Source organism: Bacillus sp. 1021, from assembly GCF_014534735.1.
GTDB lineage: Bacteria > Bacillota > Bacilli > Bacillales > Bacillaceae > Bacillus > Bacillus siamensis.
This window is the reverse complement of record NZ_JACVSR010000001.1, coordinates 139,070-151,075: the sequence shown is the minus strand read 5'-3', so window position 1 is coordinate 151,075 and position 12,006 is coordinate 139,070. Positions and strand designations below refer to the sequence as shown.

At 46.8% G+C, this 12,006-nt stretch carries 12 protein-coding genes; 5 read left to right on the top strand and 7 right to left on the bottom strand.

From position 1 onward, the window contains the following. Positions 1–15 precede the first annotated feature (15 nt). The gene (locus ICW23_RS00810) at positions 16–411 is read left to right on the top strand and encodes a YhfM domain-containing protein (RefSeq protein WP_016938320.1); all 396 of its coding nucleotides are present in this window, start codon (positions 16–18) and stop codon (positions 409–411) included. Between the two features lie 50 nt (positions 412–461). Here the strand turns inward: ICW23_RS00810 and ICW23_RS00805 are convergent, their stop codons facing one another. From ICW23_RS00805 to ICW23_RS00790, 4 genes are all read right to left on the bottom strand, one after another. Further along, positions 462–2,003 carry a fatty acid--CoA ligase family protein gene (locus tag ICW23_RS00805; RefSeq protein WP_016938321.1) on the bottom strand — a complete coding sequence of 514 codons (1,542 nt, stop codon included), beginning with the start codon at positions 2,001–2,003 and terminating at the stop codon, positions 462–464. Between the two features lie 130 nt (positions 2,004–2,133). Then, a complete protein-coding gene (locus ICW23_RS00800) occupies positions 2,134–2,778 on the bottom strand; it encodes an SDR family oxidoreductase (RefSeq protein ID WP_188153870.1) in 645 nt (214 codons plus the stop codon). An 81-nt stretch (positions 2,779–2,859) separates the two neighbouring features. Beyond that, positions 2,860–3,855, bottom strand: a complete 996-nt coding sequence (gene lplA / locus ICW23_RS00795) for a lipoate--protein ligase (protein ID WP_064778239.1) — start codon at positions 3,853–3,855, stop codon at positions 2,860–2,862. 12 nt (positions 3,856–3,867) lie between these two features. Next, positions 3,868–4,602, bottom strand: a complete 735-nt coding sequence (locus tag ICW23_RS00790) for an MBL fold metallo-hydrolase (protein WP_016938324.1) — start codon at positions 4,600–4,602, stop codon at positions 3,868–3,870. A 156-nt stretch (positions 4,603–4,758) separates the two neighbouring features. Here ICW23_RS00790 and yhfH point away from each other — a divergent pair, with 156 nt between their 5' ends. Both yhfH and ICW23_RS00780 read left to right on the top strand, forming a co-directional pair. After that, positions 4,759–4,893: a protein YhfH gene (gene yhfH / locus ICW23_RS00785; RefSeq protein ID WP_016938325.1), complete on the top strand. Its 135-nt coding sequence runs from the start codon at positions 4,759–4,761 to the stop codon at positions 4,891–4,893. A gap of 233 nt (positions 4,894–5,126) precedes the next feature. Further along, the gene (locus ICW23_RS00780; protein WP_016938326.1) at positions 5,127–6,416 is read left to right on the top strand and encodes a glutamate/proton symporter GltT; all 1,290 of its coding nucleotides are present in this window, start codon (positions 5,127–5,129) and stop codon (positions 6,414–6,416) included. A 39-nt stretch (positions 6,417–6,455) separates the two neighbouring features. Here the strand turns inward: ICW23_RS00780 and ICW23_RS00775 are convergent, their stop codons facing one another. Next, entirely contained in the window at positions 6,456–7,487 is a 1,032-nt protein-coding gene (locus tag ICW23_RS00775) for a M42 family metallopeptidase (protein WP_032864854.1), read from the bottom strand. Positions 7,488–7,685: 198 nt separating this feature from the next. Between ICW23_RS00775 and ICW23_RS00770 the strand changes: the two genes are divergently transcribed. Then, a complete protein-coding gene (locus ICW23_RS00770) occupies positions 7,686–7,916 on the top strand; it encodes a hypothetical protein (RefSeq protein ID WP_155816750.1) in 231 nt (76 codons plus the stop codon). Positions 7,917–7,975: 59 nt separating this feature from the next. Then, positions 7,976–8,953, top strand: a complete 978-nt coding sequence (fabHB, locus tag ICW23_RS00765) for a beta-ketoacyl-ACP synthase III FabHB (RefSeq protein ID WP_045925275.1) — start codon at positions 7,976–7,978, stop codon at positions 8,951–8,953. Positions 8,954–9,014: 61 nt separating this feature from the next. On the opposite strand, the gene ICW23_RS00760 is transcribed toward fabHB, so the two are convergent. Then, positions 9,015–11,348, bottom strand: coding sequence for a YhgE/Pip domain-containing protein (locus ICW23_RS00760; protein ID WP_016938330.1), 2,334 nt, complete (start codon positions 11,346–11,348; stop codon positions 9,015–9,017). Positions 11,349–11,419: 71 nt separating this feature from the next. Continuing rightward, positions 11,420–11,992, bottom strand: a complete 573-nt coding sequence (locus ICW23_RS00755) for a TetR/AcrR family transcriptional regulator (RefSeq protein WP_016938331.1) — start codon at positions 11,990–11,992, stop codon at positions 11,420–11,422. Between the last annotated feature and the right edge of the window lie 14 nt (positions 11,993–12,006).

Sequence of the window (12,006 nt, the reverse complement as noted above, 5' to 3'; positions counted from 1 at the left end):
GACGGAGTGATGAATATGAAAAAAATAATCGCATTTATTGTAGTAATCGCCCTTTTGGTTGTTGCTTTCTTCTATGTATACAGCCGGACCGGCGATGTGTTTCCATCAAGCAACGCAGATCTGATTATTCTGTCTGAGCACGGAAAAAAAGAAATTAAAATTAAAGACAGGCAGAATGTAAAAGATATGCTAGATATCTTGAACCAAGGAAAACAAGTCAAACTGACCAAAAGCGTGTCTCCCGATTACAACGGAACGGTCAAATACCATGAAGACCGTTTTGATTCATTCAGCATGTGGCTCGAAAGCGGCAATTATATGACGTACAAGTATAAAAACACGTATTACAAACTGACCCGGCATGATACGTTGCTTGTGCAAAGCATCATTAAGGAAGAATCGCAGAGCTGACCGGATCAGTTCATGTAAAAGCGAAGCCCTCAGGCTTCGCTTTTCGTCTGTCATTTCGGAAGCATGTCCCGAACCGCCCGTCTCAGCAGCTTCCCGGTCGCATTCTTCGGAATCTCATCAAGAAAAACCACTTCCGCCGGGCGCTTATATTTTGCTAAATGCTGTTCACAGTAATCAACAACGGCCTGCTCTGTCAGCTCACCATCCGCAGGCACTATATAAGCATGCACCGCTTCCCCCGTTTTGGCGTCAGGAACGCCGATAACCACGGCTTCTTTAATGCCCTCATGGCTGTAGAGCACTTCTTCTACTTCGCGCGGATAGACGTTGTATCCGCCGACGAGAATCATATCTTTTTTTCTGTCGACGATATAAAAATAACCGTCTTCATCGCGCTTCGCCAAATCACCAGTGTACAGCCAGCCGTCCTTCAGCGCATGTTCCGTCTCCTCCGGCATCTTGTAATAGCCTTTCATCACATTCGGCCCTTTCACGATCAATTCCCCCACTTGATGGGCGGGCAGTTCTCGACCGAGCGTATCAACAACTTTATTTTCGACATGCAAAATATTCGTCCCGATTGAGCCGGGCTTTCTCCCCCGGTCAAACGGATTGAAACAAGTAACCGGCGACGCTTCAGAAAGTCCGTATCCTTCCAAAATGGTGACATTAAAGGTTTGTTCAAACGTCTGCAGCAGAGCGACCGGCATCGAAGCGCCGCCTGAAATGCAGAGCCTGATAGACGCAAAATCCTCCGCCTTGCCGTGCTCATATTGATACAGGTAGTTATACATCGTCGGAACGCCTGCAAAAATAGTTGCCTGCCGGCGTTTAATCAGTTTAAACACAGAGGCCGGGCTGAATTGCGGCTCGATTAATACACACGCTCCGCTCATCAGAGGCGCATTCATACAAACGGTTAAACAAAAAACATGAAACATCGGCAATGCGGCAACAATTTTATCTTTCTCATTCATTCCTAAGTATCCGGCGACATCATTTGCGTTGGAAAAAAGATTCTGATGGGTGAGCATGGCGCCTTTCGGTTTTCCCGTCGTCCCTGAGGTATATAAAATGACGGCAGTATCATCTTGGGACAATGTCGGATAGGTTCTGGTGCGCTCCGCCGGACGGAGCATTTTTGTAAACGTTGTCATTTTCAAGCGCAATTGAGGGTCTTCTGTCGATGGAGCGTTCTCTGCGGTCTGACTGATGATGATATGCTCCACTAGCGGCAGTGAGCCGTGCAGGCTTTCAAATACGGGAATTAAAAGGTCGATGCCGGCGATCGCTTTGACATCGCCGTTTTTCATCATATATGCGATCTCTGAAGGTGTGTATGCCGGATTAACAGGTATGACGACAACTCCCGCTTTTAACGCGCCGAAAAACGCAATGACAAAATCAGGCGTATTTCCGAGCAGCAAAGCGAGATGATCCCCTTTTTTCAGTCCCCTGTCTTCCAATCCGTTTGCAAATGCTTCGATTTTACCTGCCAGCTCCTCATACGTCATGTACTGATCTTGAAACAGACAAGCCGGTTTTTCCGGTTTCTGTGATGCCGTTTCTTCCAATTTGGAAACCAGATTCATTTTCCCACCCCTTTAAAAATGTAATGAATGAATAGTCATTCATTTCTCCGGAATAAACGTTCACTTCATTATAGAAAAATATAGAAAAACACTCAAGGGCTAAAAGCCCCGAGTGCTGTAAAACCGGAAACTATAATTGTTTCAGCGCTTCTCTGATGGGCGTGCTGCCCGCCGTCAGATCGAACGCCTTTTCAAACGTATTCGGTTCATTAAGGGATGCGATAACGGTCTTGGCGACATCGTCTCTTGAAATGGAGCCTCTTTCTAAATCGGCGGCGGCATTGATATTGCCCGTGCCGGGATCATTTAATAACCCGCCGGGACGGATAATCGTATACGTCAAACCGCTCGCTTCAAGAATTTTGTCCGCATAATGTTTAGCGGCATAATACGGCTTCAGCGATTCATTCCAGTTGGCCCGGTTATGAGCCTGAAGGGCGCTCACCATAATAAACCGCTTAATGCCGGCTTTCTTTGCCGCTTCTATCGCTTTTGCCGCTCCGTCAAGATCAATCAAAAGCGTCTTATCATATCCGGTGCTTCCGCCTGATCCGGCGGTAAAAACCATCGCGTCACAACCCTCGGCGGCTTTCGCGATGTCTTCCGCACTTCCTTCGAGATCGGCAAGAACGGCTTCTGTTCCCGCAGCTTGAAGCGCTTCTTTCTGCTCTTCTTTCCGGACCATCGCCCGAAGCGTATGGGTGCCGTCTTTTTGAAACAGCCCGGTCAGCCGCTGTCCGATCTGTCCGTTTGCTCCGATGAGAAATACTTTCATCATGATCCCTCCCTATCTATTATGGTTCTATCATTTCATAAAAACGGGCGCTGATTCAAATCATGCGGTTCGGCAAGTGTTCTAATAAATCAGTTCGAGAAAGTCTTCCAGCTCTATTTTGCCGAAATACTGTTTCAGCTCAATTCCGGCCAGCGCCTCCCTGATCGCGGTTCTGTCATACTGTTTTCCGATCAGCGCCTGTTCGACTTCACTCACATCTTTCGCACCGAAAAAATCACCGAAAATTTTGCAGTCTTGAATGATTCCTTTTTTCACTTCAAGGCGCAGATCAATTGATCCGACCGGATAACGTTTGGAATGCTGAAGATTGAATGCCGGCGACCTGCCGAAATTCCAGTCCCAGTTTTGATAACGCTCTTCAGAAATCTTCCGGATCGCTTTCCAGTCTACATCCGTCAGCTTATATTCCGGCACTTTGGAAAGATCATTTGTATTAAAAATATGGTGAAGCAGATGCTTTTTGAATTCATCGGCCGTCATTTTGTCATCAAGAAACTCGCTGATGTTGGCGACACGGCTTCTGATTGATTTAATGCCCTTTGATTCAATTTTGTCTTTTTTCACTTTCAGCGCTGACACAACATGGTCAATGGCCGAATCCAGCATTAATGTTCCGTGGCTGAAAATCCGCCCTTTCGTCGAGAATTGAGCGTTGCCGGAAATTTTTCTGCCATCTGCGACAATGTCGTTGCGGCCGCTTAATTCAGCTTCCACACCGAGCTGGCGCAGCGCCTGAATGACGGGTTCGGTGAATTTTTTAAAATTGTGAAAGCTGTCTCCGTCATCCTTTGTGATAAAACTGAAATTCAAATTTCCGAGATCGTGATAAACCGCGCCGCCTCCTGACAGTCTGCGGACGACAATGATTCCGTTATCTTCTACGTATTTCGTGTTGATTTCTTCTATTGTATTTTGATTCTTCCCGATGATAATCGACGGCTGATTGACATAAAAAAGCAGGTACGTCTGTTCAGGGTCGAGATGCTTCACGCAATATTCTTCGATCGCGAGGTTGATCCTCGGATCGGTTATGTTTTGGTTGTCAATAAATAACATGGTGCTCCTCCTCTATTTCTCCCACTTCAATCCGGAGGCCGCGATTTTCACTTCGCCCCCGAACACGGTTTCCGCTTCTTCTTTCAGTTTGCGGTGCTCGCCGAAGTGAGGCAGATGCGTGAGAATCAGCTCCCCCGCTCCCGCCTCCTTCGCGATACGTCCGGCTTCCAAGCTGTTCATATGGCCGGCTGACGTGCCGTCCTGGTCTGCGTAAAAATTGCACTCGCAGATCAGCAGATCGGCATTTTCCGCAAACGGAATAAACGAGTCCTGATAGCTTGAATCAGCCGTATACACAACGGAAGCAGAACCGTCAGTAATGCGCATCGCATAACAAGTGACCGGATGCACCGTTTTCAGGAAGGTAATCGTGAACGGCCCGGCAGAAAGCGGACAGTCCGGCTGATAGGCCATTCCCTTTGTATGCGTTTTGTATGTAAGACGCTCAAACTGTTCTATATCAGCATCATGCCCGTAAATCGGCAGCGCATCCGTTCCTTTTCCAAGAAATGACCCGACCTGCTTGGCAAATTGAAGCGGCCCGATATCAGCAATGTGGTCATGATGATAATGAGACAAAATCACGGCATCAAGCTCTTCTGCCGGTACATAAGCAAACAGCTTTGATAATACGGCGCTTCCGCAATCGACGAGCAAAGAATAACCGCCGGACTGAAACAGATAGCCTGAAGTTGCTTCATTTGCGGCCGGAAACCCGCCGCAGCATCCAATAACTGTAACTTTCATAGCATCCTCCGAATGTTTAAGATAAAAGATCCTTTCCTCCAATATACCTATTTTTCGTATAAATTGCATGTTTTAAACATTGTGCCAAAACAGCCGTTGATTTTCGTTAACTGTTATAATACAATGTAGAGACAACACAACGAAAGAGGGATGGGTATGTTGGATAAAATAACAGAATTTTTTAGAAATCTGCCCGGTAAAAAGTGTGCGGAATGCGGCAAAGAAATAGCTGAACAGCATGAATGCTATGGAAATGTTTGTGACGATTGCTTGAAAATAAAGGATATGTGACAATAGGGTGCCGCACAGTCAAAAGTGTGCGGCACCTTTATTTTTCGGCCGGCGCCGTACTTTCTGAATAGGGTGTTATCCACCATTATTAGCAATCATCTGTATGTTTTGTACAATTCAGTATTTTCAATCTATAATTTTTTATAGACGAATTGTTTTCTTTTCTATTATAATTTGTTCTAATAGCTATCTTTTTAGATACTTATTGCACTTTTTTCTTCGGGAGGTAATCTATGAAAAAATTACGTTTTGGATTAGCGACGCAAATTTTCGTCGGACTCATACTAGGGGTTGTAGTCGGTGTCATCTGGTATGGCAATCCTGCTGTTCCAACTTATTTACAGCCTATCGGCGATTTGTTTTTACGCTTAATCAAAATGATCGTGATTCCAATCGTCGTCTCCAGCTTAATCATCGGCGTTGCCGGCGCGGGAAGCGGAAAACAGGTCGGAAAATTAGGCTTCAAAACGATTTTGTATTTTGAGATCATTACCACTTTCGCCATCATTCTCGGACTGGCTTTGGCAAATCTTTTTCATCCGGGAACAGGCGTTAATATACATGAGGCTCAAAAAACAGATATCAGTCAATATGTTGAAACAGAAAAAGAACAAAATAATAAATCCATCGCGGACACATTCCTGCATATTGTACCGACAAACTTCTTCCAATCATTGGCCGAAGGAGATCTGCTTGCCATCATCTGCTTTACCGTGCTGTTTGCACTCGGCATCTCGGCAATCGGTGAAAAAGGAAAGCCCGTATTGGCCTTCTTTGAAGGTGTTTCTCATGCGATGTTCCACGTTGTGAACCTGGTCATGAAAGTTGCTCCGTTTGGTGTTTTTGCATTGATTGGTGTTACCGTTTCCAAATTTGGGCTCAGTTCCCTGCTTTCACTCGGTAAACTGGTCGGTTTAGTATATGTAGCTTTGGCTTTCTTTCTCATTGTTGTATTCGGAATCGTCGGAAAGCTTGCCGGGGTTAACATTTTCAAATTCCTCGCCTATATGAAGGATGAAATTTTATTGGCGTTCAGTACGTCAAGCTCCGAAACTGTACTCCCTCGTGTTATGGAAAAAATGGAGAAAATCGGATGTCCGAAAGGTATTGTTTCATTTGTTGTGCCGATCGGATATACCTTTAACTTAGACGGATCTGTGCTGTACCAATCTATCGCCGCAATATTCCTCGCTCAGGTATACCACGTTGACTTGTCCATTTGGCAGCAGATTACCCTTGTGCTTGTCTTGATGGTCACTTCCAAAGGAATGGCTGCCGTGCCCGGGACTTCTTTCGTCGTCCTGCTTGCGACACTAGGCGCATTCAACATTCCTGCAGAAGGCCTTGCATTCATCGCCGGTGTTGACCGGATTATGGACATGGCCCGTACGGTCGTCAATCTGACCGGAAACGCGCTGGCATCCGTTGTGATGTCAAAATGGGAAGGTCAGTATGATCCCGCTAAAGGCGCGAAGGTCATGAGCCTCGCCAAAACAGAACAAAACACAACCATCTCAGGTTAAACGAAAACCCTGCACGGAACTTTTCCGCGCAGGGTTTTTTTATGCCATCGGCGATAGAACGTACCGGTACAAAAGCTTCGCCGTATTAAGAAGCGATAATTCGTGCGTGCGTTCAAAGGCGTGTGACGCGTCAATTCCCGGGCCGATCAGCCCGTGGACGATGTCATGGCCCGAACGGATGGCTGCTGAAGCATCAGAACCGTAATACGGATAAATATCAAGCTGATAATCAATGCCATAGCGCTCCGCAAGCCCGGCCAGATGTTTTCTGAGCTGATAATGATACGGGCCGCTTGCATCCTTCACGCAAATAGAGACGGTATATTCATCCGTAGACTGGCCGTCGCCGATCGCTCCCATATCAACAGCCAAGTATTCGACGGTTTCAGGCGGAATGTTGGAATTGCCGCCGTAGCCGATTTCTTCATTATTAGAAATCAGAAAGTGCGTCGTATACGGAAGTTCGATTTTCTCTTCTGTGATGCGGCGGATTAAGTTCAGGAGCAGGGCCACACTCGCTTTATCATCAAGATGCCGGGATTTTATAAAACCGCTCGGTGTCATCTGCACGCGCGGATCAAATGAAATGAAATCGCCGACCCTGATGCCGAGATTGGAGGTCTCCTCCTTCGTCCGGACAGGCTCATCAAGGCGGACTTCCATATTCTCCTGATTCCGCTCTGCCTTGCCGGCGTCCTTGTAGACGTGCACTGAAGTCTGATGCATTAAAATGGTGCCTGTATAGGTTTTGCCGGAAGCAGTTTGGATCTCGCAATATTCCCCTTCAATCGAGTTGTATCGGAAGCCGCCGATCAAGTCAATCTTCAGCCGGCCGTCCGCCTTTATTTCCTTTACCATCGCGCCGAGCGTATCGACATGCGCCGTCAGCAATCTGTGTTTCTTGTCATCACGGCCGGGAATCGTGACAAAAAGACCGCCTTTGCGGTTTCTGTAAGAGGAGACGCCCCAGTCTTTTAAAAGACTTTCTGTATAGGCGATAACCTCGTATGTATTGCCCGTCGGACTCGGAATCGACACCAGTTTTTTAATCAGTTCCATCGTATGTTTCATATCTGCCACAGGTCATTCCTCCTATCAATTTGATTCTTCTTAAAATATACTCTTTTGATCCACAACCCGTCCAATCTTTTCCTTCTCTTTTTTCATAAGATGAAGGGAGCATGGGGATAGGAGGGAAATGTATGATCAGCCGTAAATCGCATAAGCGGAAAAGGTTTCATAAAGATTGGTTTGAGGATTGGTTTGAGGATGATTGGTTTGATGCAGACTCCTTCTGGTGCTGTAAAAAAGACAAAGATCCCTGCAAGAAGAAAAAAGAAGAAGAACCTTGTAAGAAGAAAAAGGAAAGAAAGCATCATCATTCATGCCGCCATCATCGCCGCCACTGCTGCCGTCATTGGTAATATCACACAAGCCCGTTTTATAAATAGATGTCTCATGCTCCCCAACCAGCGGATGCTGCTTGGGTTTTTTTATTAAAATTAGTACCAAGTATTAATATCTGGTGTTATAATCTGCTTATAAAGGAGTGATTCATCATGTCAAAATCTAAAATTACAGCAATCGGTACATATGCTCCGGCACGCCGATTAACAAATGCGGATTTGGAGCGCATCGTCGATACATCTGATGAATGGATCGTCCAGCGTACCGGCATGAAGGAAAGACGTATTGCCGGCGAACATGAATTCACATCGGATTTATGTATAGAAGCGGTGAAAAACCTTGCAGAACGATACAGCGGGACCCTTGATGATGTCGATATGATCCTTGTCGCTACAACGACGGCGGACTATGCGTTTCCAAGCACTGCGGCACGCGTGCAGGCTCATTTCGGCTGGCCTCACACCGGCGCCCTTGATATTAACGCCACATGCGCCGGACTCACATACGGCCTTCAGCTCGCAGACGCATTAATCACCGCCGGTTCTCATCAAAAAGTGATCGTGATTGCCGGTGAAACATTATCAAAAGTAACGGATTATACTGACCGGACGACCTGCGTCCTTTTCGGAGACGCTGCAGGCGCCTTATTGGTGGAACGCGACGAATCAGCGCCGGGCTTTTTGGCAGCCGTGCAAGGAACGGCCGGGAGCGGCGCGGACGTGCTGTATCGCACGGGGCTGAGCGCAGAATTAAACGGCGAGCCGCTTAAGGGCGGAGGAAACATGGTGCAAAACGGGCGCGAAGTATATAAATGGGCGGTCAGAACCGTGCCTGAGGAATGCAATGCCCTTTTAGAAAAAGCCGGCTTTTCAAAAGACGATCTTGATTGGTTCGTTCCTCACAGCGCCAACATGCGGATGATCGAATCCATCTGTGAAAAACTTCCTTTCCCGCTTGAACGGACATTGACAAGCGTTGAATATTACGGAAACACTTCATCGGTTTCTATTATTCTCGCTTTGGATGAGGCCGTGAAAGCGAAAAAACTGTCGGAAGGCCAGACACTGGTATTATTCGGGTTCGGCGGCGGATTGACGTATACCGGATTGCTGGTGAGATGGGGATTTTAATCGAACGATGATCGAAAGCAGAAAAAAGAGGCCCCGAGCATCTGCCCAGGGCCTCTTTTTCTTATGCTGTGATTTCTTCTTCCGCTTTGTGTTCTTTTTTGCTTTGCACCGTAAAGTACACGATGGTCAGCGCGATCATGACAACGGCAATGCCCAATAGAATCGATGCCTGCTGCCACATGTAGGCGTAATCGCCATTTGAAATGACGGCACGGAATCCGTTAATGCTGTACGTCATCGGCAATGCCCCGTGAATCACTTGATAGAATCCCGGGAGGAGTTCAAGCGGGAAGGTTCCTCCGCTTGCCCCGAGCTGGAGCACCAGAATGATGACAGCGATAAAGCGTCCCGGATTTCCCATCGTGGTCGCTAATAATTGAATCATGGACAAGAACGCGATGCTGGTAATCATCGTAAAGAGATAGAATCTCCAGGTGCTTTCCACATCAAGTCCGATTCCTTTTAACAGAACCGTTGCGACAATAACGGATTGAATCAGTCCGACGAGCAGAATGACGCTGAATTTACTGAGGAACCATTCAAACCCGTTTCTCGGACGGCCCGAAGCTTCAGTCAGAGGGAATACGACCGTCAGCATCAATCCGCCGACATATAAGCCCATAGAGAGAATATAAGGCGTCAGTCCGGTACCGTAGTTAGGCACGGAATGAATCGCGTTATCGTCCGTTTTTACCGGATCGGCAAACATGCTGTACGTTTTGTCATCTGTCTTAATGTCCCCGGTTTGATCAGCCGCGTCTTTCAGCTGGCTGGACAGTTGTCCGGTGCCGTCTAAAAGCTTGCTTAAACCGGTGCCGAGAGACGCTTGACCCTGCTCAATTTTGGACGAGCCGTCATGGATTTTGTTTTGCGCGTCCAGCAGTTTCGTTAAGCCGCCAGACACTTGGCCGCTCCCTGACACTAACGCTTCTGATCCTGATTTGAGCTGTCCGAACTTGCTGTTGTATTCGCCGATACCGGCCGTCAGTTTGTTTTGGCTTTCAAAGACGGTCTGCGCTCCGCTGTATAATTTGTCAGTTCCCGCTGTCAGCTGGTTAATCGCGTCTTGTACCGCCGCCGCGCCGTTATACAGTTTCGATGTGGACTGCGGCAGTGCTTTCAGCTGATCAGCCTTCGCTTTTACATCTTCCAGCGCGCTTTTTATAACTGACATATCCGGAAGCTGAACATCTCCGCCGGACGGAAGCTGGCTGACGATATTGTCTAAATCCGGAAGGTCAGCCTTCGGAAGCTTCTCATTCAGAAGCTGAACCAGTTTCGTTTTTTGCTCACCCGTTAAGAAATCACTGTCCTGAATCACCTTTTTGACCGCATCATCCCGGGCATCCAGGCTGTTTTTCAGATCGGAAAGCTTTTTCTTAAACTGCTGCAATTCCTTTTCAGTCTGCTCAAGCTCCCCAACCGCTTTTTCAATATCTGAGAGGTTGACTGAATTGATCGCATCTTCAAATGCCGCCGCTTTTTGCGATACTTCCTGCGCCTTACTGTTTAATGCGCTTAATCCATTCGTTAAATCCGGAAGCTTTTGCTGGAGCTGCTTATGCCCGTCAAGGCTCGTTTTAAGCCCGCTGGCCACCTCGCCTCCTCCTGAAGCAATCTGTCCCGATTTGTCTTGAATGTCGGCGCTTGCGCTCTGCAGTTTTGCGATAGAGCTGTTAAGCGTTTGAATCCCGCTTGTCACTTTCGCCGCTCCGTCGGTAAGCTGCTGTGTTTTGTCGCTGATGGTTGCGGTGCTTTCAGTAAGCTTCGCTAAATTTTCCTTCAGCTTGGCGCTGCCGTCTTTCGCGTTTTTCGTGCCATCGTCTATTTTCTTGGCGCCGCTGCTGGCTTTGCCGAGTCCTTTGGCAATATCTTTAAAGTTGTCAAAAATGACTTTTGCGTATTGCTCTGTCACTTCTTTCGACACGGAGGCTTTCAGTTTATCGATTGCCTTTTCGCCGATTGTCGCCCCGACATAGTTGGATCCGGCGTTCGTATGATATTTCAGATCCAGCTTTTTCGGATTTTTATCCATTACCGTGCTGGCGTTTTTCGAAAAACCTTCAGGAATCTCGACCACTAAATAATATTTAGCATTTAATAAGTCCTTTAACGATTGATCAAGATCGCTTGAAAAATGCCAATCAAAATTATCATTTTTCTTTAATTCTTTCACAAGATCGTCACCGATCTGAAGATGTTTCCCTTCGTAGTCCGCCCCTTTATCCTGGTTGACAACGACTACCGGCAGCTGATCCACCGTGCCGTACGGGTCCCAGTACGCCTTCAAAAACACTCCGCTGTAAATCAGCGGAACGAATAATATGGCAATGATGGGGATTAACAGTTTCTTGCTCGTTACAATGTCTTTCCACTGGCTTTTTATTGTATTCAACCCTGTTGCCTCCTTCCGCAAACTGACTCATTTGACAAAACGGTCACGGCACCTAAAAAGTGAAGGATCATCTATTTAGATAATCCTTGACCAACATACATTTCCAGCAATTCGGCGATCGTCTCTTTTTCAAGAGGCGGATGGTTTTTTTCCCAGTCAAATATCAGCGCGATGTAAAGCTTAAGCATGACAAAAGCGGTCAGCTCCGGATCGCACGGTTTAATGCTCCCGTTTTCAATGGCATATTCTATCTTTTCTTTAATATATGACAGAATGGCCCGCTCCATTTTCGCAATGACATCCTGAACGGCTATTGTACCAATCTCGGCGTTCTCCTGAAAAATTTTAATCGTCAGCTGGTGTGTTTTTCTGAATTCCAAAATCGCGACAAGCGCCCGGTGGACATTTTCGTGAAATGAAAGCTCCGGTTTCATCGCTTCATCGGCGTGTTCCTTCATTTCTCTTAAAATAGTGGTGAAAATATCATCAAACAGTTCTTCCTTGTTTTTGAAAAACGTATAGATGGTTCCCTTCCCCACATTTGCCAGCTTCGCCACCAGATCCATTGTCGTTGCTTTGTAGCCGAATTGTGTAAAAGACTTCGTTGCCGCTTCCAGAATGAGCTTTTTCCGATCGACGGACATGTTTCCCACCTCGT

Coding starts and splice junctions, on each gene's coding strand:
- ICW23_RS00770 (WP_155816750.1), top strand. CDS start 7,686: ATGATTGGTTTGATGCAGACTCCTTCTGGTGCTGTAAAAAAGACAAAG.
- ICW23_RS00775 (WP_032864854.1), bottom strand. CDS start 7,487: ATGAAACATACGATGGAACTGATTAAAAAACTGGTGTCGATTCCGAGT.
- ICW23_RS00800 (WP_188153870.1), bottom strand. CDS start 2,778: ATGAAAGTATTTCTCATCGGAGCAAACGGACAGATCGGACAGCGGCTG.
- ICW23_RS00805 (WP_016938321.1), bottom strand. CDS start 2,003: ATGAATCTGGTTTCCAAATTGGAAGAAACGGCATCACAGAAACCGGAA.
- ICW23_RS00780 (WP_016938326.1), top strand. CDS start 5,127: ATGAAAAAATTACGTTTTGGATTAGCGACGCAAATTTTCGTCGGACTC.
- lplA (WP_064778239.1), bottom strand. CDS start 3,855: ATGTTATTTATTGACAACCAAAACATAACCGATCCGAGGATCAACCTC.
- fabHB (WP_045925275.1), top strand. CDS start 7,976: ATGTCAAAATCTAAAATTACAGCAATCGGTACATATGCTCCGGCACGC.
- ICW23_RS00810 (WP_016938320.1), top strand. CDS start 16: ATGAAAAAAATAATCGCATTTATTGTAGTAATCGCCCTTTTGGTTGTT.
- ICW23_RS00790 (WP_016938324.1), bottom strand. CDS start 4,602: ATGAAAGTTACAGTTATTGGATGCTGCGGCGGGTTTCCGGCCGCAAAT.
- ICW23_RS00755 (WP_016938331.1), bottom strand. CDS start 11,992: ATGTCCGTCGATCGGAAAAAGCTCATTCTGGAAGCGGCAACGAAGTCT.
- yhfH (WP_016938325.1), top strand. CDS start 4,759: ATGTTGGATAAAATAACAGAATTTTTTAGAAATCTGCCCGGTAAAAAG.